We start from the raw sequence: 20,698 nt of genomic DNA, 5'->3' as shown, positions 1-20,698 counted from the left end.
AGCCTGAACCCGGCACGGTCCCCCGTCTTATGCTGCGATGCAGCAGCGAGGACGGCCGAGGACCGCAATGCAGCACACGATGGAACAGGCGGCCCCCGCCACGGCGACCGGGCGATCCGCGGCCCTGGCGCTCCTGGCGCTGGCCGCGGCCTCGTTCGGAATCGGCACCACCGAGTTCGTCATCATGGGGCTCCTGCCCGAGATGGCGGCCGATCTCGGCGTCGGCATCCCGAAAGCGGGCCTGCTGGTCTCGGGCTACGCGCTCAGCGTCACCTTCGGCTCGCCCCTGGTGGCGGCGGCCCTGTCGCGCCTCGACCGGCGCCGGGCGCTCCTGGTGCTGGTCGCCCTGTTCATCCTCGGCAACGTGCTCTGCGCGCTGGCACCGGATTATCGCCTGCTGATGCTCGCCCGCATCGTCACGGCGCTCTGCCACGGCGCCTTCTTCGGCCTCGGTGCCGTGGTCGCCGCCGATCTGGTGCCGCCGCACCGCAAGGCCAGCGCCATCGCGATCATGTTCACCGGGCTGACGCTGGCCAACGTGCTCGGCGTGCCCTTCGGCACCGCCCTGGGCCATGCCTATGGCTGGCGGGCGACGTTCTGGGCCGTGGTCGGCATCGGCTTCGTGGCGGCGGCCGCCCTCGTCGCCTGGCTGCCGCGGGACCTCGCGCGGGACGGCGGCAGCCTCCTGTCGGAGATGCGGGCGCTGCGCCGAACCCAGGTGGTGCTCGCGATGCTCCTGAGCGTGCTCGCCTCCGCGAGCCTGTTTAGCGTCTTCACCTACGTGGCGCCGCTGCTGGCCGCGACCGCGGGCGCCGGTCCCTCGGTGATCACCGGCGTGCTGCTGCTGTTCGGCGTCGGGCTCACCCTCGGCAACGGGCTCGGGGGCCGCCTCGGCGACTGGCGGCTGATGCCCTCGGTGATCGGTCTGGGCCTCGCCCTGGCGGGGGTGCTGCTGGCCCTGGTGCCGGCGAGCGCCGCGCTCGTCCCCGCCACCGCGCTCATCGGCCTGTGGGGCATCCTCGCCTTCGCGCTCGTGGCGCCGCTGCAGATGCGGGTGCTCACCGCCGCCGACGGCGCCCGCAACCTGGCCTCGACGGTCAACCAGGGCGCCTTCAACCTCGGCAACGCCATCGGGGCCTGGCTCGGCGGCGTGGCGATCACCGCCGGCGTACCCTACGGCCACCTGCCGGCGATCGGGGCGGTGCTGGCGCTCGCGGTGGCCGGCGTCGGCGTGGTGGCGCACCGGCTCGACCGGTGAGCACGCCGCGCCAGAAGAAGCCTGATACCAACGGTCGTTGGAAACGACCTTTGGTTCCGTTCTCGAATTTTCGTCAAGCCTCTGGCTTGGCATAGACAATTCGAGATGGCTCAATGGCCCTATGCGTCAGCATCTTGGGCCATTGGTAGTATCCATGAGAGAAGCCCCGCCGGCGGGGGCCGGACGGGGCTTGGAGTCGAGGTCCAGAGACGCGGAGCCTAACGCCTCCCCGGGGGCCGGCGCATCCTCCGTTTGCGGGACGGATCAGGCGTGCGGGCGAGCCCGGCGCCGCGGCGTCGCCCGCGCCGTCGCAGCCGGGGCGCATCGCCGCCAGCCCCAATGGTCGTAGTCGGTCGTGGCGCGGGCCTCGCACCAGCCCTGGCGGCGCAGGGCGGCGGCGTAGCGGTCGCGGTCCTCGCAGGCCTGCTCGGCGAGCGGCGAGGACGGCAGGCCGCACGCCGCATCGGCCCGCTGCCAGCGCGCGACGGTATCCTCCGCCGCCAGGACGGGAGCGGCGCCCGCGACCAGGAGGGCGAGGGCGAGGAGCGAACGCAGGGACGACATCACACAGGGCCTTGAATGGAGGAAGGGTGATCGATGAGCGTCGATCGTGGCGGGGATCGGACAAAGTCGCGCAGTCCCGTCAAGAAATGATGCACCCCGCCATCAGGCCTAATCCCTTCAGCCGAGCAATCCTGCCGGCTCTCCTCGTCGTCCGGTTTGCGCCTTCGAGACTGCTTCGCAGCACCTCGGACCCTGTTTGAGCAGCGTGATTTGACGAAAACTGAGAAAAATCAGGAGATGTCCTACCCTTCCACCTCATCCTGAGGTGTTGGCGATCAGAGATCGCACGCGATCGCAGATCGACTGACCTCGAAGGAGGCCTCCAGACGCCTCTGCGATCCCTGGAGCCCTCCTTCGAGGCTCTCTTCGTTCGCACCTCAGGATGAGGTGAGCGGGTAGGATGATCCCGCCTGCCTCAAATATTGGGTCGGAATCCTGCTCAAACAGGCTCTCAGGATGAGGTCAGAGGATGAGACGATCCCGCCTCACTCAAATCGTTTATGGAAAATCCCGCTCGAACGGGCTCTGAATGAGACCGTGACCGGTCTTCGCGTCGCGCGTGGACGGCAGCGCCCCCGGACATGCCGCGCGCGGCCTGCGGATGTCTACAGCGCCCCTTCGCGAATCGACCCCGGATCCGCCAGCGCATGGAGCAGGCCCGCCGCCGCGTGGGCGAAGCGCAGCGTCACGGCCTTGCGGCGGGCGCCGGCCAGGGGATGGGCGGGCGGCTCGCGCAGGATCTCCGCCCCGAAGGCGTCGGCGACGATGAGGCCGGTATCCTCGGGCAGGATGTCCACCGGCAGGGTCTCGGGCACCGCGAAATAGAAGCGGTCGCAGAAGTCGCGGTAATCCGGCCATTTCCGGTCGGCGCGGAAATCCGCGACGCTCGACTTGATCTCGATGATCGTCAGCTTGCCGCAGCCCCCAAGCGCGATCAGGTCGGCGCGCCGGCCGTTGGCCAGGGTGAATTCGGGGATCGTGACGTGGCCGAGTTCGGCGAACAGGCGCCGCACGCCCCGCTGCACGCTGAGCGCGGTCGGCGATTGGCGGCGGTCGACGGGGAGCGAGAGGGCGAGGGCGGCGGACAAGGTTGTGGAGGGGCGCTGCTGCGGGGTTGCCAAGAGGGCCGAACGAGAGATCGAATCGGGAACGCCATCGGACCAGCTTCGCGCGGTGTTGTCACCTGCGGCCCGTGTCGCAGGGCGCGCACCCCGCCGAGGCCGGTCGTGCGAAACCGGGTGGCGCGACGGACGAAGCGGTTGATCTCCCGCGCCCGCTCGTCGATGGTCGCCACCGATGCAGCCGCGCGAGACGGCAAGGTTCACGGGAGGGAGCGACGGGCATGGTGGGGCAGCGCGCCGCCGAGGGGCGAAAAGGGGGGCGGGCCGGCATGCGCCTGGTCGGCGGCACGGCACTCGCCCATGGCGAGGCGGTGCGGCTCGACGGCGTCAGCATCGCCTTCACCCTGAAGGGCGGCAAGCGCTACGTCGCGGTCGAGGGCATCGACCTCGCGGTGATGCCGGGCGAGTTCGTGGCGGTGGTCGGGCCGACCGGCTCGGGCAAGTCGACGCTCCTCAACGCCGCCGCCGGCCTGCTCAAGCCGGCTTCGGGCAGCGTCACGGTGTTCTCCTCGGCCCTGTCGGGGCTCAATGCCCGCGCCGGCTACCTCTTCCAGGCCGATGCCCTGATGCCGTGGAAGACGGCAATCGACAACGTCGCGGTGGCCCTGGAGCCGCAGGGCGTGCCCCGCGCCGAGGCCCTGGCGCGGGCCCGCGACTGGCTGGCCAAGGTCGGGCTCGCGACCTTCACCGACCGCTATCCGCACATGCTCTCGGGCGGCCAGCGCAAGCGCGTGGCTCTGGCCCAGATGCTGATCCGCGACCCCGAGATCCTGCTGATGGACGAGCCGTTCGGGCCGCTCGACGCCCAGACCCGGCAGATCATGGGCAACCTGCTGCTCGACCTGTGGGCCGCCAACCGCAAGGCAGTGATGTTCGTCACCCACGACCTCGAGGAGGCGATCGCGCTCGCCGACCGGGTGGTGGTGCTCTCCGCCGGCCCGGCGGCTGGAATCGTCGGCGAGTTCAAGGTCGATCTCGCCCGCCCGCGCGACATCAGCGAGATCCGCCTCGAGCCGCAATTCCACGCCCTCTACAAGGAAATCTGGTCGTGCCTGCGGGTCGAGGTGTCGCGCGCCTATGCGGGCGGCCCGGCGTGACGATGAACCGGAGAGTCCCCTCGTGAACCGCCCCGTGAACCGCCTGGGCCTCCTCGCCCTGCAGATCCTCGTCGGCCTCGTCGGCCTGGCGATCTGGCACGTGCTCACCGTCTATCCCATCCTGGGCGCGCCCAAGCAGATCCAGTTCTTCTTCTCGACCCCGGTCGACGTGCTGAAGCGGACCTGGACCGAGATGACCAATCCCGAGATCTGGGGCCATCTCTGGATCACCCTGCAGGAGACGGTGCTGGCCTTCGTCACCGGCGCGCTCGGCGGCATCGCCTTCGGGTTCCTGTTCGCCCGCAACGCGCTGCTGGCCGCCGTGTTCGATCCCTACATCAAGGCGGCCAACGCGCTTCCCCGGGTGGTGCTGGCACCGATCTTCGCCCTGTGGTTCGGGTTGGGCATCTGGTCGAAGGTGGCGCTCGGCTTCACCCTGGTGTTCTTCATCGTGTTCTTCAACGTCTACCAGGGCGTGCGCGAGGTGAGCCCGGTGGTGCTCAACAACGCCCGGATGCTCGGCATGAGCGAGCGTGGGTTGCTGCGCCACGTCTACTGGCCCTCGGCCCTGACCTGGATGTTCTCCTCGCTCCACACCGCGGTCGGCTTCGCCCTCGTCGGGGCGGTGGTGGGCGAGTATCTCGGGTCCTCGGCCGGGCTCGGCTACAAGATCCACGAGGCCGAGAGCGTGTTCGACGTCACCGGCGTCTTTGCCGGGATGCTGATCCTGACCGTGTTCGTCATCGTGATCGACACGATCGTCACCCTGATCGAGAACCGCCTCCTGGTCTGGCGCCCGCAGGCCGGCGGCCAGAGCTGAGAGAGCAAGGGAGAATGTTTCAGATGCAACGCCGCAGCTTCCTCGCCGGCGCCGCCGCCCTGGCGCTCAGCCCCGCCGTGCCGGCCCGGGCCGATACCGTGAAGGTCCGCATCGGCGTCGGCGGCAAGCCCCTGCTCTACTACCTGCCGCTGACGATCGCCGAGCGGAAGGGCTACTTCAAGGAGGAGGGCGTCGAGGCCGAGATCAACGATTTCGGCGGCGGCGCGCGCTCGCTCCAGGCGCTGATCGGCGGCTCGGTCGACGTGGTGACGGGCGCCTACGAGCACACGATCCGGATGCAGGCCAAGAGCCAGGACGTGCGGGCCGTCTGCGAGCTCGGCCGTTTCCCCGCCATCGTGATCGGGGTGCGCAAGGACCTCGCCGACACGGTGAAGTCCGCCGCCGACTTCAAGGGCCGCAAGATCGGCGTGACGGCGCCGGGCTCCTCGACCGCGCTCACCGCCCAGTACGCGATGATCAAGGCCGGGCTGAAGGCCTCCGACGCAGCCCTCATCGGCGTCGGCGGCGGTGCCGGCGCCATCGCGGCGATGAAGAAGGGCGAGATCGACGCGATCTCCCACCTCGACCCGGTGATCGCCAAGCTGGAGGCCGACGGCGACATCAAGGTCATCGTCGACACCCGCACCGAGGCCGGCACCCGGGCGCTGTTCGGCGGGCCGAACCCGGCGGCGGTGGTCTATACCAAGCAGGACTGGATCGAGCACCACGCCGCCGCGACCCAGAAGGTCGTCAACGCCTTCGCCAAGGCGCTGAAATGGATCGTCGCGGCCTCCCCGGAAGAGATCGCCGACACGGTGCCGCCGGCCTACCATTTCGGCGACAAGGCGCTGTACGTGCAGGCGGTGAAGAACTCGCTCGAGAGCTATTCCCGCACCGGCGTCCCGACGCAGGAGGGCATGGCGAGCGTGCTGGAACTGGTCCGCACCCTCGATCCCGACTTGCAGGGCGCCAAGATCGACCTCGCCACGACCTTCGAGGACCGGTTCGTCAAGCGGGCGATGGGGTGATCCCGCCCGGCGCGCGAGCGGCGCCGAGAATCGCTCACGCCCATCCAACCCGGGCCTCGGCAACGCGCGGCTCGGGCATCGCCGCCAGGCGGCCCTTGCCGGCGGCCTTGGCGCGGTAGAGCGCCGCATCCGCCTCGGCGAGCAGCGCCTCCGGGGTCATCCCCGGGGTCGCCCAGCCGATCCCGACGCTCAAGCCGACGCCGATCCCGACCTCGTAGGGGGCCTTCACGGCCTCGATCAGGCGCGCCGCCACGGCAGCGGCCTCGTGGGCGCGTGCGCCGCCGGCCAGGATCACGAACTCGTCGCCGCCGAGCCGGGCCGCTTGCCACTCCTCCGGGATCACCGCGGCGATCCGCCGGGCGACCTCCACCAGCAGGACGTCGCCGGCGGCGTGGCCGAGGCCGTCGTTGACCGCCTTGAAGCCGTCGAGGTCGAGATACAGCAGGGCGAGGTCATTGGTGCCGCCCCGCATCCCCGCAGCGAGGTCCTCCATCAGCCCGGGGCGGTTGCGCAGGCCGGTGAGGGCATCGTGGGTGGCCCGGTGCTGGCTCTCGCGCTTGGCGAGCAGCACCTCGACATAGGTGCGGTTGAGCCGGACCGTCGTCGCGTTCATCGACATCATGAACAGCAGGCCCAGGGCCACCCCGACGAGGAACCAAGCGTCGCGGTAATGGACGAGGAGCATCAGCGTCATCGGCAGGCTGCACAGGGCGAGCATCGCGACCGCGTGGCGCGGGGCCGCATAGTTGCGGGTGACGATGCCGTTGAGGATTCCCATCATGGTCAGCGGCGCCAGGACCTGCAGCACCAGATCGCCGCTCAGCACGCACAGGACCGTGGCGAGGCTGATCATGGCGGCCCAGGCGAGGCTCGAGGCGAGCATCAGGTCGGTCGGTGCCGGCCGCCCGGCCGCGACGGCGCGGTGAAGCCGCCGGATCAGGACCACGCGGAACCCGAGCAGGGCGGCATCCGTCGCCAGCACAGCCAGGAAGACCGGTCCCGGATGCCGGATCGCCGCCATGACCTCGATGGTCAGCATCCCCAACGCGCCCAGCACCATGGTCGGCGGGGAGGACAGGAGCGTCGCGATCAGGCGGATTCGCAGGTCGCTCGGCAGGTCGAGGCCGGGATCCACCAGCCAGCGCAGGAGCGCGGCCCGGGGCAGCTGGTAGGTCGGCAGGGCGTCGGGCATGGAACCGCCTTCGGATGCGGCCTCTTTGGCACGGCACGCCGCGAGTATGCGGTCCGGACTTAAGACTTCATGATAATCCGGGGCCACGGCGGCGAGATAGGACAAGTTTCTCTTCGCCGTGACGCTGCGTCCACAGCTCTCCTGGTCCGGATGTGACGTTTCGTCAGGTCCGCCGCAACCATTCGATCAGGCCTGCCCCGGGGGCGAGCCAGACGAAGGCCCAGAGGAAGGCCGAGGACAGGTTGGCGAGCTGGAACCAGAGCCGCGGCAGCAGCGCCACCCCGGCGATCAGCGGCACCACCGCCCGGGCCGGCCCGATGAAGCGGCCGACGAAGATCGCCCAGGCGCCCCAGCGCTGGCAGAAGGCCTCGCCCTTGGCGACCATCTCGGGGTAGCGCCCGAGCGGCCAGATCCGCTTGGCGCCGTCCTTGTAGTAGCGGCCGATCTCGTAGGAGACCCAGTCGCCCAGGATCGCCCCGATCGCCGCCCCGACCATCACCGGCAGGAAGGGGATCGCGCCCGAGCCGATCAGAGCCCCGATCCCGATCAGGATCACGGTCGCCGGCACCAGGAGCGAGAGCACCACCAGGGATTCGCAGAAGGCGATGATCCCGGTGATCACCGGCGCCCAGGCCTGGTGGTCGCGTACGAACTCGATGACCGTGTTGCGTAAGCTCTCGAAATCCATGGAACCTTGACCTTGGGTGAGTGCCGGCGGGACAAGTCGGGGAGCCGGGCGGGTGTTCCGCCGCTCCCCGGTCTACCGGAGGCGGGTGAGCGCGGTGTGAACCCGGCCCCGGCCCGGGCGGCCGCGTGCTTTTGCGGCACGCGCGCGGTTGCCAGGAGCGCCCGGTTCCGGGAATCGTGCGGGCCTTGAGCGCCCCCGGCCGGGGGTCCTTCGCATCTCTCGCGGGGTCTCGTGTCGCGATGAACGTCCTGTCGATCCAGTCCCACGTCGCCTACGGCCATGTCGGCAACGCCTCGGCGGTCTTCCCGATGCAGCGGCTCGGGGTCGAGGTCTGGGCGGTGCATACCGTGCAGTTCTCCAACCACACCGGCTACGGCGCCTGGCGCGGCCGGGTGTTCGACGGGCCGGCGATCGAGGAGCTGGTCGAGGGTATCGCCGAGCGCGGCGTGCTCCCGACCTGCGACGGGGTGCTGTCCGGCTACATGGGCTCGGCCGATATCGGCACCGCGATCCTGCGGGCGGTGGCGCGGGTGCGGGCGGAAAACCCCGCGGCGCTCTATTGCTGCGATCCGGTGATCGGCGATATCGGCCGCGGGGTGTTCGTGCGGCCCGGCATCCCGGAATTTATGCGCGACCACGCGGTGCCGGCCGCCGACATCATCACCCCGAACCAGTTCGAGCTCGATTTCCTGAGCGGGATCGAGACCCGCACGCTCGCCGACGCCAAGGCCGCTGTCGCCGCCGTGCAAGCGAGCGGGCCGAAGGTGGTGCTGGTCACCTCGCTCCACACCGAGGAGACGCCCGACGACAGCATCGACATGCTGGCCGGCGCCGACGGGCTGTTCTGGCGCCTGCGCACGCCCCGCCTGTCGCTCGACATCAACGGAGCGGGCGATGCGACCGCCGCCCTGTTCCTGGTGCACTACGCCCGCAGCCGCTCGGCCGGCGAGGCGCTGGGCGCCGCCGCCGCCTCGATCTTCGGCCTCCTGCGCCGCACCGCGGAAGCCGGGTCGCGGGAGATCCTGACCGTGGCGGCCCAGGACGAGTTCGTCGCGCCGAGCCGCACCTTCCCGGTCGAGGCGGTGTAGGTCATACCAACGGTCGTTGGAAACGACCGTCGGTTCCGTTCTCGAATTTTCGTCAAGCCTCTGGCTTGGCACAGGAAAATTCGAGATGGCTCAATGGCCCGATGCGTCAGCATCTTAGGCCTTGGCATCACATGCCTCCAAGGGGTCGGGCTACGCCTCCAGGGCGAGCAGCGCGAAGCTCGCCAGCCAGTGCTCGCCCATGTAGTCGTCGGCGAGGTGGGGCAGCGCCGCGTCGAGATGGGCCTGCGCCGTCTCCCGCAGCACCGGCACCCGGGCATCGTTCGCCGGCAGCGCGCCGGCGAGCGCCCGCAGGCACCAGGCGCGGCTGAGGTTGAGCCCGTCGAGATGGGCGATCTTGCCGTCGCTGCGGTCGGTGACGGTGGCGGGCCGGAACAGGGTGTCGGGCCGGCGCTCGGCGAGGCGCGGCAGGAAGCGGTCGAACCAGGGCGAGAACTCGTCCGCCGGCATCAGGCGGCGCAGGGCTTCGGCCTCGATCAGCGCGGAGGACAGGAAGTCGTCGCCGCTCGGCTCGCCCCAGGCCGGGCAATCGGCATCCGCGCCGTACCAGCGCAGGGCCGTGGCGCGCAGCAAGTCGGTCAGCCCGGCATCCCCGGTTCCGTCGGCGTAATCCGCCGCCATGCGCAGGCCGAAGGCAGTGTTGAAATGGGTGCCGACCCGCACCGGATAGGGCGAGAGCGGCAGGAACTCGCGGAAGCGCTGCGCGACGATCTCCGCCATCGGCGCCAGGGCCCGGGCCCAGCGCGGGTCGGGCAGCCGTCCGAGCTCGTCGGCGAGCTTGAGCGCCCAGGCCCAGCCATAGGGCCGCTTGAAGCCCCGGGCCGTCGGCGCCGCGAGATAGGCGCACTCGCCCGCGACCTTCTCGGGCGTCAGCTGCCGGTCGAACAGGGACCGGATCGCCCCGGCCTGCGGCCCCTCGGGGAAGCGGCGCAGCACCCGGGCGAGCAGCCAGTAGCCGTGGACGCAGGAATGCCAGTCGAAGCTGCCGTAGAACACCGGATGCAGCGCGGCCGGCGTGCGGGCATCCTCCGGGCCAGCGAGCGTGTGGTCCGGCTTGTTCGGGTATTCCCGGGTGACGTGGCCGAGGGTGAGGGCGGCAAAGCGCGCGGCGGTCTCGGGGGTCAGGGTGTGGGGCATCGGTCGGGCGCTCCGTCGGATCGTGCCGCTCGCCTACACCATCCGTCGACGCCGGTGCAGCTTGCCACCGGGATTTCCTGGAGTTACAACAAATACGTGCGAATGGTCTGGGACGAGCCCAAGCGAAAGAAGAATCGCCAGCCCCCTCCCGCCGGGCACGGGCTCGACTTCGCCGATGCCCGCGATCGCTTCGAGTGGGAGACCGCGGCGATCAGCGAGAGCTACAGCGGCAAGTCCGGCGGCGCACGATACATCGCGACCGGCTACCTCGACGGCAAACTCGTCAGCCTCACCTTCTCGCTCCTCGGCACGGAGGCCGTGTCAGCCATCAGTCTGCGGACTGCCAGCAACCGCGAGAGGAGAGCCTATGCCGGACGATTCGAGTAAGCGAGCGGTGCCCATGCTGAGCGATGCGGAGGAAGCCGAGCTTCAGGCACGGATGGCCGCGGATCCGGATGCCCGAGAGATGACAGACGAAGAACTCGGCCGGATGCGGCCCGCCCGCGAGGTCCTGCCGCCGGCTGTCTTCGCTGCCTTGACTAAGCGTGGGCGGCCGAAGTCGCCGAGCCCGCTCGTGCAAGTCACGCTGCGACTCGATTCAGAAGCCCTGGCAGCCTTCAAGGCCACCGGCCCGGGCTGGCAGACCCGGATCAACGAGACGGTCAAACGCGCCGCAAAGCAGCTCTGACAGGATCGCTGAAAGCGCCGCCAAGGCAGTTTCGCGAAACTGCCTTGGCGGTCACGCGTGGCGCTTCCCATCCGCCACCAGGGCTTGCGCCCCCCACCCGTTCCGTGCTGCCTCGCCCCCGAGCCCCGGCAAGGACGAGACGACGATGCCCGCACGCCGCTACGCCACCCTGGACGTGTTCACCGAGACCCCCCTCGCCGGCAATCCGCTGGCGGTGGTGCTCGATGCCGAGGGGCTGGACGATACCGCGATGCAGGCCATCGCCGCCGAGTTCAACCTGTCGGAGACGGTGTTCGTGCTGCCGCCCGCCGAGGCGCGGCACCGGGCGCGGCTGCGGATCTTCACGCCGACCCAGGAACTCGCCTTCGCCGGTCATCCGACCGTCGGCACCGCGGTGCTGCTCGCCCTCGGCGACACGCGGGCGGAGATCGCCGACGCGGTGGCGTTCGGGCTCGAGGAGACGGTCGGGGTGGTGCCCTGCGTGGTCGAGACCGCGGAGGGCACGGGCGGGGAGAGACGCGGCCGTGCGCGCTTCCGCCTGCCGCGGCTGCCGGAGAGCTGGGGCGAGGAGCCCGACGCCACGGCGCTTGCCGCGGCCCTGAACCTGTCGCCCTCCGAGATCGGCTTCGCCCGCCACCGGCCGAGCCGCTACAGCGCCGGCACGCCGTTCCACCTCGTGCCGGTCCAGGGCCTCGACGCCCTGGCGCGGGCGCGCACCAGCGCCGACGCGATGGTGCAGGCCCTCGGGGCCGGCGCGAAGGTCTTCCTCTATACCGGCGAGACCGGGGATGCGGCCCACAGCTTCCGGGCGCGGATGTTCGCCCCCGCCGCCGGCATCGCCGAGGATCCGGCGACCGGGGGCGCCGTCGCGGCCCTCGCCGGGGCGCTCATGCAGTTCGAGCCCTTGGGCGGCGGCACCCACGATCTCGTCGTCGCGCAAGGGATCGAGATGGGCCGGCCGAGCGAGATCGCGCTCCAGCTCACCATCGAGGACGGCGCCCTGCGGGCGGCCGAGATCGGCGGCAGCGCCGTGCTGGTCTCCGAGGGCGTGCTGCACCTGTGATACCAACGGTCGTTGGAAACGACCTTTGGTTCCGTTCTCGAATTTTCGTCAAGCCTCTGGCTTGGCATAGACAATTCGAGATGGCTCAATGGCCCGATGCGTCAGCATCTTGGGCCATTGGTATGACACAACATCCGGACGATCACGTCCGGATGCCGTGTCACGAGCCCGCGCGGCGCTTGAGCGGAGCCGAAACATGACGAACCTCACCCTCACCCCGGCCCGCCGGATCGACGCCCGGATGGTCGCGCATGACTGGGCCTGGGCCCGCGACAATCGGGCGGCGATCCAGGCCCATTGGGAGCGGCGGCGGGCGGAACGGCCGGCGATGTTCAACGGCACGGTGCTGATGCTGCGCCGCTGGTCGCTCGCCGCGGGCGTGCTCGAGGCCGAGCTGTTCGAGGCCGAATACGCCGCCCTCACCGCCCTGAAGGATTGGGGCTTCCCGGACGGGAGCGTGCTCAACGTCTTCGCGGCAGCGGTGCCGCGGACCCGGGACGGCACCTTCCTGCTCGGCGAGATGGGCCCGCACACGGCCGCCGCCGGGCGGGTCTACTTTCCCTGCGGCACGCCGGACCCGACCGATATCGACGCCGGAGGCCGGGTCGACCTCGCGGCGAGCGCCTTGCGCGAATTGCGGGAGGAGACCGGCCTCGTCGCTCCCGAGGGGCCCGATCCGGGCTGGATCGTCGTGCGCGACGGCGGCCTGATGGCGCTCCTGCGCCCGGTGCAGCTCGCCGAGGACGAGGCCCTCCTGCGCGAGCGGATCGCCGGGCACCTCGCGGCGGAAGCGGAGCCGGAACTGTCGGCCATCGTCGGGGTGCGTGCATCCGCGGATCTCGATCCCGCCCGGATGCCCGGCTTCGTCCGGCACTACCTCGCGAGCGTCCTGGCCGGGGCCTGAGCCGAGCGGGGCAGCCCGGCGGCGGAATCGGTTCACAGCCCGCCTCCGCACGGCTAGGGTTCCGCCGAAGGCGCCCGCCCGTGGCGCCGCCAGGGGGGAATCAGCGATGACCAGGATGCCGAGGGCCGTGGCCCTGGCGATGCTCGGATGCGGCCTCGCCGCCGGGCGGGCCGGGGCGGAGGTGACGCGGTTCGAGACCGTCGCGGCGGAGAAGCCGGCCCTGCAGGGCCGCAGCTTCGGCGAGCGCGGACAGGCGGAGAAGATCACCGGCCGGGCGACCATCGCCCTCGATCCGACCGACCCCCACAACGCGATCATCGCCGACCTGGCCCTGGCGCCCCGCAACGCCGAGGGCCGGGTCGAGGCCACGGCCGACGTGGTGCTGCTGCGGCCCGAGCGCCCCAACGGGCTCCTCCTGGTCGAGATCCCCAATCGCGGCCGCAAGCTGATCGGCCCGCTGGTCGAGGGTTCCTCGACCGCGGCGTCGGGCCGGCTCGACCAGGCCGGCGATGCCGGCCGGGGCTTCCTGCTGTCGCGGGGCTACACGCTCGCCTGGATCGGCTGGCAGGGCGACATCGCCCCCGGCGCAGGGATGGGCATCCGCCTGCCGGTTCTGTCCGGGATCACCGGGCCGTCGCGCGAGGAATGGAGCTTCGAGACCACGCAATCCCCGGTCGAGGCGCCGCTGACCTGGCCGGCCGCCGATCTCGCCCCGGAGAAGGCCCGCCTCACCGTGCGGGCGAAGCCTGACGATCCGCGCACGACGCCGCCCGGCCTGTCGTTCCGCTTCCTCGATCCGACGCGCATCGCGATCACCCGGCCCGAGGGCTTCGACGGCAGCGCCCTCTACGAGCTGAGCTACACCGCCCGCGACCCGGCGGTGATGGGAATGGGCCTCGCGGCGATCCGCGACGTGGCGACCTTCCTGCGCCACGATGCGAGCGACCGGAACCCCCTCGCCGCGAACGGCCGCAGCACCATCGACCGGGCGGTCGGCTTCGGCATCTCGCAATCGGGGCGGGTGCTGCGCGATCTCCTCTATCTCGGCCTCAACGAGGACGAGCGGGGCCGGATCGTGTTCGACGGGATGATGCCGCACATCGCCGGCAGCCGGCGCAGCTTCACCAATGCCCGCTTCGCCCAGCCCGGGCGCAATCCCGGCCCCCATCTCGACCGCTACTACCCGGCCGACCAGTTCCCCTTCGCCTACGAGACGACGACCGACGCCCTGACGGGGCGGCGCGACGGCCTCCTCCTGCGCTGCCGCTCGTCCAATACCTGCCCGCTCCTGATGCATGTCGACAGCGAGTACGAGCTGTGGGGCTCCCGCGGCGCGCTCGTGACCACCGACACGCGGGGCGCCGACTTGGCCCAGCCGCCGGAGGTCCGGGTCTACATGGTCACCGGGGCGCCGCACTTCGCCGATCCGGACGCCAGGACCGCGAGCGTGCCCGGTTGCGCCCTGCCGGCGAGCCCGGTCCATGCCGGGGCCGCGTCGCGGGCGCTCCTCGTCGCGCTCGAGGGATGGATCACCGATCGCGTCGCGCCGCCGCCGAGCCGCTATCCCTCGCGGGCCGACGGCACGCTGGGTCAGCCCGCGCATCTCTACCCGCCGATTCCCGGCCTGCCCTATGCCGGCCTCTACAACCCGGCGCAGTGGGTGGAGCCCGGCGACCCGCCGGTGGTGCGCGGCACCTACCCGCTGCTGCTGCCGAAGGTCGATCCGGACGGCAACACGCTGGCGGGGATCCGCCTGCCGCTGATCGAGGCGCCGCGGGCGACCTACACCGCCTGGAACCCGACCCGCGGCGTCGCCGCCGACACCCTGTGCAACCAGAAGGGCGGCGTGCTGCCCTTCGCGGCGACGAAGGCGGAGGCGCAGGCCGCCCGCGATCCGCGGCCCTCCCTCGAGGAGCGCTACCCGGATCCGGACGCCTACGCGGCCGCCGTCAGGGCGGCGGCCGAGCGGATGGTGGCCGAGCGCACCCTGCTGCCGGCGGATGCGGAGGAGATGGCCAAGGCGGCGGCGGAAGGCCGGCTGGCGCGGTAAGCGTTCCGCCCTGGGACCCGCGAGCCGATTCGCGGGTTCCCGCTCCACACCGTCACTGCGGATAGGCCATGGTCGCCAAGCTCGTCGAACTCGTCCGGGAGGCCGCGGCACAGGCCCGGCTCGTCGCCCGGGGCTATCCGTCGGGGTGCGGCGCCGACGCGCTGCCCTGGACGATCGTCCGGCGATTCGACGACGACGTGCGCGGCAACGTCGAGCGCGATCCCCGGATCGAGGATGCCCGCGACGGGGTGCTGATCGCCGCGGTGAACCTCGCCGAGGCCAGACCCGACGAGGAGGCCGAGATGCCCGAGCGCGAGCGCCTCGTGAAGGCGATCAACGACCTCGAATGGACGGTGCTCAGCCGCGGCATCGCCAACCGCGCCGCGGCCGCGCTCGGCTACGGCGAGGCCGGCGAGCGGCTCCGCGACGCGGGCTGACGCCCGGCGCGGAAGACCGCCTTCAGCCCAGGAAGTCGCCGCATTTCGGCGGCGGCTCGGTCCCCCACGGCATCAGCGGCACCGTCGAGGTCGAGTTCTTCGGCGAGCCCTGCACCACCTTGTCCGAGTAGACCATGTAGATCAGGGTGTTGCGCTTGGCGTCGCAGCCGCGCACGATCTGCATGCTCTTGAAGATCAGCGAGCGGCGCTCGCTAAACACGACTTCGCCCTGCTTGATCTTGCCCTTGAACTTGACCGGCCCGACCTGCCGGCAGGAGAGCGAGATGTCGGAGACCTCTTCGGCAAGGCCGAGGGTGCCCTTGATGCCGCCCTTCTCCGGCTGGGTGTAATGGCAGGCGACGCCGGCCACGTCCGGATCGTCGATGCCGTAGACCACGAGCTTGTCGTTCGGCGTCAGCGGCCGCCAGACCGTCGACTTGTCGAAGATCCGATCCGGCTCCTGCGCGAGCGCCGCACCCGCCGCCAGCCCGAGACAGACCGCCCCGCAGAGAGCCGTGAGACCCCGCCGCCACACCATCGCGTCAACCTTTCCGCAAAGAAGCTTAACGTATGTAGGGAGGCTGTCGCGCGGCGGCGAGGGCGGCTAGAACGGGGCCGTCCCGCCCCGCCACGCTTGGATCCAGGCCCACCGGGCCCGGCGTCCCCGCCCATGGGGCGGCTCGTTCTCGTCCGCCGCCCCTGTCGGGCGGATCGTCCCCGCATAACGGCCGGTCCCCGAACACCATGCCGCTGCTACGCTTCACGGTCCGGCTCCTCGCCGGCATCCTTGCGACCCTTTCCTTGTGTCAGGCTGCCCTGGCCGAGCCCAATGCGGCCGCCTGCCAGCGCTTCCGCGCCGAGCTCGCCGGCCTGCAACGCGAATCGAACCGCGGCCAGGTCGAGGAGATCCAGCAGCTCGTCGCCTACCGCCAGTCGATCGGCTGCGAGGGCGGGCGCTTCCTGTTCTTCGACATGCGGCCGCCGCAATGCGCCCAGGTCGAGCAGCGCATCCGCGCCCTCAATGCCGGCTACGGCGCCGGCGCGCGCGAGGTCTCGAACGCGCGGCGCGAGCATCTGATCGCCGCCGTGAAGGAATCCTGCATCGGCCTGCCGAGCGCCGCCGCGCTCCAGTCGAAGCCGGCCGAAGGGTTCGGGCGCGGCGGGTCGCAGGTGATCTGCGTGCGGATGTGCGACGGCGCCTATTTCCCGATGCCGAACCTGCCCGACGGGCGGGAGGGCGCCAACGAGATGTGCCAGGCCCTCTGCCCCGGGACCGAGGCCGCCGCCTACTCGATGCCGCCGACCGACGGCGGCCTCGCCCAGGCCGCCGCGATCCAGACCAAGCGCGCCTACTCGGCCCTGCCGAACGCCTTCAAGTTCCAGAAGACCTTCGTGCCGAACTGCTCGTGCAAGGGCACCCAGACCTGGGCCCAGGCCCTGGTCAAGGCCGAGAGCATGCTGGTGCGCCACAAGGGCGACATCTTCGTCACCCCGGCCCAGGCCGAGGCGATGTCGCGGCCGAAGGTGCGCCTGACCCTGGTCGGCCGCGCCGACCGGGCCGCCGCGACGCTCGCCGCCACCGCGGCGACCCGGGTCGAGGAGGCGTCCGAGGCCGCCGAGACGCCCCGGACGGCCGGGCCCGAGGAGCGCCCCGCGATCCGGATCATCGCCCCCAACCTGATCCCGGTGCCGCTCGTCGCGAAGGCGGACGGCCCGCAGGCGGCAGTGACCGTCGCAGCCCCGGGCACCGCCCCGGTCGCCACGCCCTGACCGGTCGGGTCCTCTGACCGAAGGGAACCAATCGGCCGTCGCGGTGTTCGAAGGGACCGACGACGGACGAGAGGTTTTCCCTTGATGCGCCCTGCCCGCGCGCTGCTGCTGACCGGCACGATCCTGCCGGCCCTGCTGCTCCAGCCCGTTCTCGCGAGCCCGGTTGCGGCGCGAGGCGACGACGTGATCCGGCTGGCCCAGGGTGGCCCCGGAGGCCCCGGCGAGCGCGGACCCGGCGGGCCAGGAGGCCCTGGTGAGCGCGGCCCTGGCGAGCGTGGCCCCGGCGGCCCGGGCGGCGGTCCCCGTCCGGAGCGGGGCCCGGCCGAGCGGCCGGAGCCGCGCGAACGTCCCGAGCCGCGGCAGGAACGCCCTGAGCCGCGCCAGGAACGGCCCGAACCTCGTCAGGAGCGCCCTGCCCCCCGGCCCGAGCCCCGCGAGCGCCCCGAGCCGCGGCAGGAGCGCCCGGAACCGCAGCGCGAACGTCCCGAGCGGCCGGAGCCGCGCGAGCGCACGGGCCCGCCCCGCGAGCGTCCCGAACCCCAGCAGCGCGAGCGGCCCGACCAGCCGGAGCGTGGTCCGCAAGGACGCCCGGAGCGTCCCGACCGACCGGACCGTCCCGACCGGCAGGATCGTCCCGACCGGCAGGATCGTCCCGACAGGCAAGAGCCGCGCGCCCCGCGTGGCGAGGAGCCCGGCCGTCCGCCGGCCCCGCCGCAGGATCGCGGCCCGGCCGGACGGCCCGAGCCGCGCGAGCGTCCGGCCCCCGATGCGCGGCCGGACCGCCGCGACGACCGTCCCGACGCCCGCGAGGATCGCCCCCGCGAGGATCGTCGCGGACCCGATGCGCCGGGGCAGCGCGGCCAGGGCCAGCCTCCCGCGCCGGGCCAGGGCGCGGCTCCGCAACCCCCGGCGCCCGGCCAGCCTCCTGCCCCGGGCCGCGCGGCGCCGCCCCCGCCCGACGCGCCGCAGCCCGGCGGCCCCGGCCGCGGCCCGGGCCGGCCGGATGCGCCCGGGGCCGGCCCGAACGGTGCGCCGCTTCCCCCGAACCAGCAGCCCGGCGTGCCCGGACGGCCCTTCGTGCCCGGCGGCGCGGGCGGACCGCCCGACGACCGCGACGACCGCGGCTTCGACCGGCGCGATCCGCGCGATCAGGACCGGCGCGACTTCGACCGCCGTGGTCCGGACGGCCGCGACTTCGATCGGCGCGATGGCGACAGGCGCGACTTCGATCGCCGTGACGGCGACCGCCGCGGCTTCGACGACCGGGGCGACTTGCCCGGCGGCTATCGCCGCGACGCACCCGACTACGTTCCGGGCGGCTTCCGCCGCGGCGACATCGACGTGCGCAGCTACGACGACGTCCGCCGGGCCCGGCGCGAGTTCAACGAGGGCGGCCGCCTGATCGTCCGCGAGCCCGGCCGCGTGATCGTCCGCGACGACGACCGCTACTACCTGCGCCACGACGAGACCGAGCGCTTCCGTCTGCTCGACCGCGACGCCCGCATCGAGCGACGCGGCCGCGACACCGTGACGATCATCGACCGCCCCGGCGGCTACCAGGTCTTCACGGTGGTGGACGACGACGGCCGCCTGCTGCGGCGCTACCGCCGCGGGCCGGACGGGCGCGAGGTCGTGCTGATCGACAATTCCTACGCCGGCCCGCCGCGGTCGATCGCGCAGGACGTGGTGGTGCTGCCGCCGCCCGACATCCGCATCCCCCGCGAGCGCTACGTGGTCGAGGCGGACCAGGCCGACGAAGGCGCGATCTACGAGGCGCTGACCGCCCCGCCGGTCGCCCCGGTCGAGCGGCGCTACACCCTCGACCAGGTGCGCTACAGCCCGACCCTGCGCGCCCGGATGCGCAGCGTCGACATCGACACGATCACCTTCGATACCGGCTCCTGGCAGGTGACGCCCGACCAGGCCCGCCGCCTCGCCACCATCGCGGCGGCGATCAACCAGGCGGTCAAGAACAACCCGCAGGAGGTGTTCCTGATCGAGGGCTACACCGACGCAGTCGGCAGCGACGTCGACAACCTCTCGCTCTCCGACCGGCGCGCCCAGTCGGTGGCCGAGGTGCTGACCCGCGACTTCGGCGTGCCGCCGGAGAACCTGACCACCCAGGGTTACGGCGAGCAGTACCTGAAGGTGAACACGCAAGGCGCCTCGCGGGAGAACCGCCGGGTGACCGTGCGCCGGATCACCCCGCTGATCCAGCAGCAGCAATCGCAGGCACAGCCGCCCCAGCAGCGGCAGTAGCGCGACGAGAAAGACGGGCCGCCCCCTTGCCGGGGCGGCCCGGCACCGATGTCACGGGTCGATCGGGTCGGCGGCCCCATCCCGAAACCATGCGCCGTCCCGGGAAGACGACGCGGCGCACCGACTCTGCTTCCTGTGATGTCGACGGCCCACGAGGCCGACGCAACGATTCGATCCTGGTCGGGCCCGGATGTCCGGGACGTTGGGCCTGGCGACGATCCCAAGGATCGTTTCCAACGACCGTTAGAGTGGAACGAGTGCCTCCAAGAGCCTGTTTGAGCGGATCGGTCTGACCGGAGCTGAAACGGATCATCGGATATCCTATCCTTCCACCTCATCCTGAGGTGTCAGTCGATCGGAGATCGACTGACCTCGAAGGAGGCTTCCAGAAGCCTCTGCGATCCCTGGAGTCCTCCTTCGAGGTCAGCCGATTTTCAATCGGCTAACACCTCAGGATGAGGTGAGGGGATGAGACGATCCCGCCTCGCTCAAATATTTTATGGAAAATCATACTCAAACAGGATCTCACACCCCGAACCGCAACCCCTCCCGCTCGTAGTCGTCCTTCACGCACTGCAGGATCAGCCCGATCTCCGGTGACGGATCGTTCTTGCGGTAGCTCATGATGACCGGGATCAGCGCCCGATCCTCGTCGAGCGGCCGGTAGGCGACGCCGTCGCGGCGCAGGCGCTCGATCGAGGCGGGCACCACGCAGATTCCCGCTTCCGCCGCGACAAGGCCGAGGGCGGTCTGGAGTTCGCGCACCTCGTGGATCACCGGCGGGCGCACCCCGTGCTCGCGAAACAGCGCCAGGATGCGGTCGGCGTTGTTGGGCCGCGCGCTCTTCGGGTAGAGGATCAGGGCCGTCTCGGCGAGGTCGCGGAGCTTCAGGGGCCCCGGCGGGCGGGCGGCGTCCCAGGCCATCGGCACGGCGACGATCAGGCGCTCGTTGCGCAGGAGGACGCGTTCGATCGCCGGGTCCTCGATCTCGACCCGGCCGAAGCCGACATCGATCCGGCCCTCCTTCAGCGCCGCGATCTGCTCGAGCGTCAGCAATTCGAGGAGCGTCATGTCGACGTCCGGGCGCTTCGTCCGGTAGCCGCGCAGAATCTCGGGCAAGCGCCCGTAGAGGGTCGAGGCGACGAAGCCGATGCGGAAGCTGTTGCGCTCGGCGACGCGCAGGCGCCGGCCGGTCTCGCGCAGGTCGTCGACCCGTTCCAGGATCTGGAGCGCCTGCTCGTAGATCACCCGGCCCGGCTCGGTCAGCCGCACCGGGCGCGAGCCGCGCTCGATCAGTTCGAGGCCGAACTCCTCCTCGAAGTGCTGCACCTGCTTGCTCAGCGCCGGCTGGGCGACGTGCATCGCCTCCGCCGCGCGGGTGAAGCTCTGCGCGCGGGCGACGGCCACGAAGTAGCGCAGGTGGCGCAGCTCCACTCATTCCTCCCCAAGGATTCCTGCCCAAGGATTCCTGCCCGATGATTCCCGCCCGATCATTCCTGCCAGGAATGGTTTTGTT

20 protein-coding genes are annotated in these 20,698 nt (G+C 71.4%); 13 read left to right on the top strand and 7 right to left on the bottom strand.

All coding sequences use genetic code 11. The annotated features are described in order from the left end of the window. Positions 1-67: 67 nt before the first annotated feature. Entirely contained in the window at positions 68-1,258 is a 1,191-nt protein-coding gene (locus tag F1D61_RS20165) for an MFS transporter (RefSeq protein WP_246775430.1), read from the top strand. 264 nt (positions 1,259-1,522) lie between these two features. Here F1D61_RS20165 and F1D61_RS20160 read toward each other — a convergent pair whose 3' ends face one another. Next, complete coding sequence (locus tag F1D61_RS20160; RefSeq protein ID WP_203153543.1) at positions 1,523-1,822, bottom strand: hypothetical protein; 300 nt, start codon at positions 1,820-1,822, stop codon at positions 1,523-1,525. A 605-nt stretch (positions 1,823-2,427) separates the two neighbouring features. After that, the gene (locus tag F1D61_RS20155; RefSeq protein WP_203153541.1) at positions 2,428-2,910 is read right to left on the bottom strand and encodes an MmcB family DNA repair protein; all 483 of its coding nucleotides are present in this window, start codon (positions 2,908-2,910) and stop codon (positions 2,428-2,430) included. A gap of 302 nt (positions 2,911-3,212) precedes the next feature. On the opposite strand from F1D61_RS20155, the gene F1D61_RS20150 reads away from it, so the two are divergent. Genes F1D61_RS20150 through F1D61_RS20140 form a run of 3 tightly spaced genes read left to right on the top strand, consistent with a single transcriptional unit; the run spans position 3,213 to position 5,888 of the window. Continuing rightward, complete coding sequence (locus F1D61_RS20150) at positions 3,213-4,040, top strand: ABC transporter ATP-binding protein (RefSeq protein ID WP_203159171.1); 828 nt, start codon at positions 3,213-3,215, stop codon at positions 4,038-4,040. A 34-nt stretch (positions 4,041-4,074) separates the two neighbouring features. Further along, complete coding sequence (locus F1D61_RS20145; protein WP_203159170.1) at positions 4,075-4,860, top strand: ABC transporter permease; 786 nt, start codon at positions 4,075-4,077, stop codon at positions 4,858-4,860. Between the two features lie 23 nt (positions 4,861-4,883). Next, positions 4,884-5,888: an ABC transporter substrate-binding protein gene (locus F1D61_RS20140; RefSeq protein WP_203153539.1), complete on the top strand. Its 1,005-nt coding sequence runs from the start codon at positions 4,884-4,886 to the stop codon at positions 5,886-5,888. 34 nt (positions 5,889-5,922) lie between these two features. Here the strand turns inward: F1D61_RS20140 and F1D61_RS20135 are convergent, their stop codons facing one another. Both F1D61_RS20135 and F1D61_RS20130 read right to left on the bottom strand, forming a co-directional pair. Then, complete coding sequence (locus F1D61_RS20135) at positions 5,923-7,080, bottom strand: GGDEF domain-containing protein (RefSeq protein WP_203153536.1); 1,158 nt, start codon at positions 7,078-7,080, stop codon at positions 5,923-5,925. 163 nt (positions 7,081-7,243) lie between these two features. Next, positions 7,244-7,768 (bottom strand): DedA family protein, encoded by a 525-nt coding sequence (locus tag F1D61_RS20130; RefSeq protein ID WP_203153535.1) that lies wholly within the window; start codon positions 7,766-7,768, stop codon positions 7,244-7,246. A gap of 239 nt (positions 7,769-8,007) precedes the next feature. On the opposite strand from F1D61_RS20130, the gene pdxY reads away from it, so the two are divergent. Beyond that, positions 8,008-8,856 (top strand): pyridoxal kinase PdxY, encoded by an 849-nt coding sequence (pdxY, locus tag F1D61_RS20125; RefSeq protein WP_203153534.1) that lies wholly within the window; start codon positions 8,008-8,010, stop codon positions 8,854-8,856. A gap of 150 nt (positions 8,857-9,006) precedes the next feature. Here pdxY and F1D61_RS20120 read toward each other — a convergent pair whose 3' ends face one another. Continuing rightward, a complete protein-coding gene (locus F1D61_RS20120) occupies positions 9,007-10,011 on the bottom strand; it encodes a DUF2891 domain-containing protein (protein ID WP_203153533.1) in 1,005 nt (334 codons plus the stop codon). A gap of 54 nt (positions 10,012-10,065) precedes the next feature. Between F1D61_RS20120 and F1D61_RS20115 the strand changes: the two genes are divergently transcribed. The 6 genes from F1D61_RS20115 to F1D61_RS20090 all read left to right on the top strand — a co-directional run bounded on the left by F1D61_RS20115 (position 10,066) and on the right by F1D61_RS20090 (position 15,153). Further along, on the top strand, positions 10,066-10,398 hold the full coding sequence (locus tag F1D61_RS20115) for a BrnT family toxin (protein WP_246775429.1): 333 nt from the start codon (positions 10,066-10,068) through the stop codon (positions 10,396-10,398). A 13-nt stretch (positions 10,399-10,411) separates the two neighbouring features. Continuing rightward, positions 10,412-10,699, top strand: coding sequence for a BrnA antitoxin family protein (locus tag F1D61_RS20110; protein WP_246775428.1), 288 nt, complete (start codon positions 10,412-10,414; stop codon positions 10,697-10,699). 145 nt (positions 10,700-10,844) lie between these two features. After that, entirely contained in the window at positions 10,845-11,762 is a 918-nt protein-coding gene (locus tag F1D61_RS20105; RefSeq protein ID WP_203153531.1) for a PhzF family phenazine biosynthesis protein, read from the top strand. A 196-nt stretch (positions 11,763-11,958) separates the two neighbouring features. Then, entirely contained in the window at positions 11,959-12,666 is a 708-nt protein-coding gene (locus F1D61_RS20100; protein ID WP_203153529.1) for an NUDIX hydrolase, read from the top strand. Between the two features lie 115 nt (positions 12,667-12,781). Beyond that, positions 12,782-14,716 carry an alpha/beta hydrolase domain-containing protein gene (locus F1D61_RS20095; protein WP_246775427.1) on the top strand — a complete coding sequence of 645 codons (1,935 nt, stop codon included), beginning with the start codon at positions 12,782-12,784 and terminating at the stop codon, positions 14,714-14,716. Between the two features lie 68 nt (positions 14,717-14,784). Further along, positions 14,785-15,153 (top strand): hypothetical protein, encoded by a 369-nt coding sequence (locus F1D61_RS20090; protein ID WP_203153525.1) that lies wholly within the window; start codon positions 14,785-14,787, stop codon positions 15,151-15,153. A 22-nt stretch (positions 15,154-15,175) separates the two neighbouring features. Here the strand turns inward: F1D61_RS20090 and F1D61_RS20085 are convergent, their stop codons facing one another. Next, on the bottom strand, positions 15,176-15,691 hold the full coding sequence (locus F1D61_RS20085) for a CreA family protein (RefSeq protein WP_203153523.1): 516 nt from the start codon (positions 15,689-15,691) through the stop codon (positions 15,176-15,178). Positions 15,692-15,897: 206 nt separating this feature from the next. Here F1D61_RS20085 and F1D61_RS20080 point away from each other — a divergent pair, with 206 nt between their 5' ends. Both F1D61_RS20080 and F1D61_RS20075 read left to right on the top strand, forming a co-directional pair. Then, entirely contained in the window at positions 15,898-16,923 is a 1,026-nt protein-coding gene (locus F1D61_RS20080) for a DUF2865 domain-containing protein (protein WP_203153521.1), read from the top strand. An 84-nt stretch (positions 16,924-17,007) separates the two neighbouring features. After that, positions 17,008-19,182, top strand: coding sequence for an OmpA family protein (locus tag F1D61_RS20075; RefSeq protein WP_203153519.1), 2,175 nt, complete (start codon positions 17,008-17,010; stop codon positions 19,180-19,182). A 525-nt stretch (positions 19,183-19,707) separates the two neighbouring features. Here the strand turns inward: F1D61_RS20075 and F1D61_RS20070 are convergent. Next, positions 19,708-20,616, bottom strand: coding sequence for a LysR family transcriptional regulator (locus F1D61_RS20070; RefSeq protein WP_203153517.1), 909 nt, complete (start codon positions 20,614-20,616; stop codon positions 19,708-19,710). Positions 20,617-20,698: the final 82 nt, after the last annotated feature.

The sequence above is a fragment of the Methylobacterium aquaticum genome (assembly GCF_016804325.1).
Taxonomy (GTDB): Bacteria; Pseudomonadota; Alphaproteobacteria; order Rhizobiales; family Beijerinckiaceae; genus Methylobacterium; species Methylobacterium aquaticum_C.
This window is presented reverse-complemented; position numbering and strand designations above follow the sequence as displayed.

Excerpts from the sequence above, each read along its gene's own strand:
- F1D61_RS20100 (WP_203153529.1), top strand. The coding sequence starts at position 11,959 with ATGACGAACCTCACCCTCACCCCGGCCCGCCGGATCGACGCCCGGATG.
- pdxY (WP_203153534.1), top strand. The coding sequence starts at position 8,008 with ATGAACGTCCTGTCGATCCAGTCCCACGTCGCCTACGGCCATGTCGGC.
- F1D61_RS20130 (WP_203153535.1), bottom strand. The coding sequence starts at position 7,768 with ATGGATTTCGAGAGCTTACGCAACACGGTCATCGAGTTCGTACGCGAC.
- F1D61_RS20095 (WP_246775427.1), top strand. The coding sequence starts at position 12,782 with ATGCCGAGGGCCGTGGCCCTGGCGATGCTCGGATGCGGCCTCGCCGCC.
- F1D61_RS20120 (WP_203153533.1), bottom strand. The coding sequence starts at position 10,011 with ATGCCCCACACCCTGACCCCCGAGACCGCCGCGCGCTTTGCCGCCCTC.
- F1D61_RS20075 (WP_203153519.1), top strand. The coding sequence starts at position 17,008 with ATGCGCCCTGCCCGCGCGCTGCTGCTGACCGGCACGATCCTGCCGGCC.
- F1D61_RS20150 (WP_203159171.1), top strand. The coding sequence starts at position 3,213 with ATGCGCCTGGTCGGCGGCACGGCACTCGCCCATGGCGAGGCGGTGCGG.
- F1D61_RS20135 (WP_203153536.1), bottom strand. The coding sequence starts at position 7,080 with ATGCCCGACGCCCTGCCGACCTACCAGCTGCCCCGGGCCGCGCTCCTG.
- F1D61_RS20140 (WP_203153539.1), top strand. The coding sequence starts at position 4,884 with ATGCAACGCCGCAGCTTCCTCGCCGGCGCCGCCGCCCTGGCGCTCAGC.
- F1D61_RS20085 (WP_203153523.1), bottom strand. The coding sequence starts at position 15,691 with ATGGTGTGGCGGCGGGGTCTCACGGCTCTCTGCGGGGCGGTCTGTCTC.
- F1D61_RS20080 (WP_203153521.1), top strand. The coding sequence starts at position 15,898 with ATGCCGCTGCTACGCTTCACGGTCCGGCTCCTCGCCGGCATCCTTGCG.
- F1D61_RS20105 (WP_203153531.1), top strand. The coding sequence starts at position 10,845 with ATGCCCGCACGCCGCTACGCCACCCTGGACGTGTTCACCGAGACCCCC.
- F1D61_RS20090 (WP_203153525.1), top strand. The coding sequence starts at position 14,785 with ATGGTCGCCAAGCTCGTCGAACTCGTCCGGGAGGCCGCGGCACAGGCC.
- F1D61_RS20160 (WP_203153543.1), bottom strand. The coding sequence starts at position 1,822 with ATGTCGTCCCTGCGTTCGCTCCTCGCCCTCGCCCTCCTGGTCGCGGGC.
- F1D61_RS20165 (WP_246775430.1), top strand. The coding sequence starts at position 68 with ATGCAGCACACGATGGAACAGGCGGCCCCCGCCACGGCGACCGGGCGA.
- F1D61_RS20110 (WP_246775428.1), top strand. The coding sequence starts at position 10,412 with ATGCTGAGCGATGCGGAGGAAGCCGAGCTTCAGGCACGGATGGCCGCG.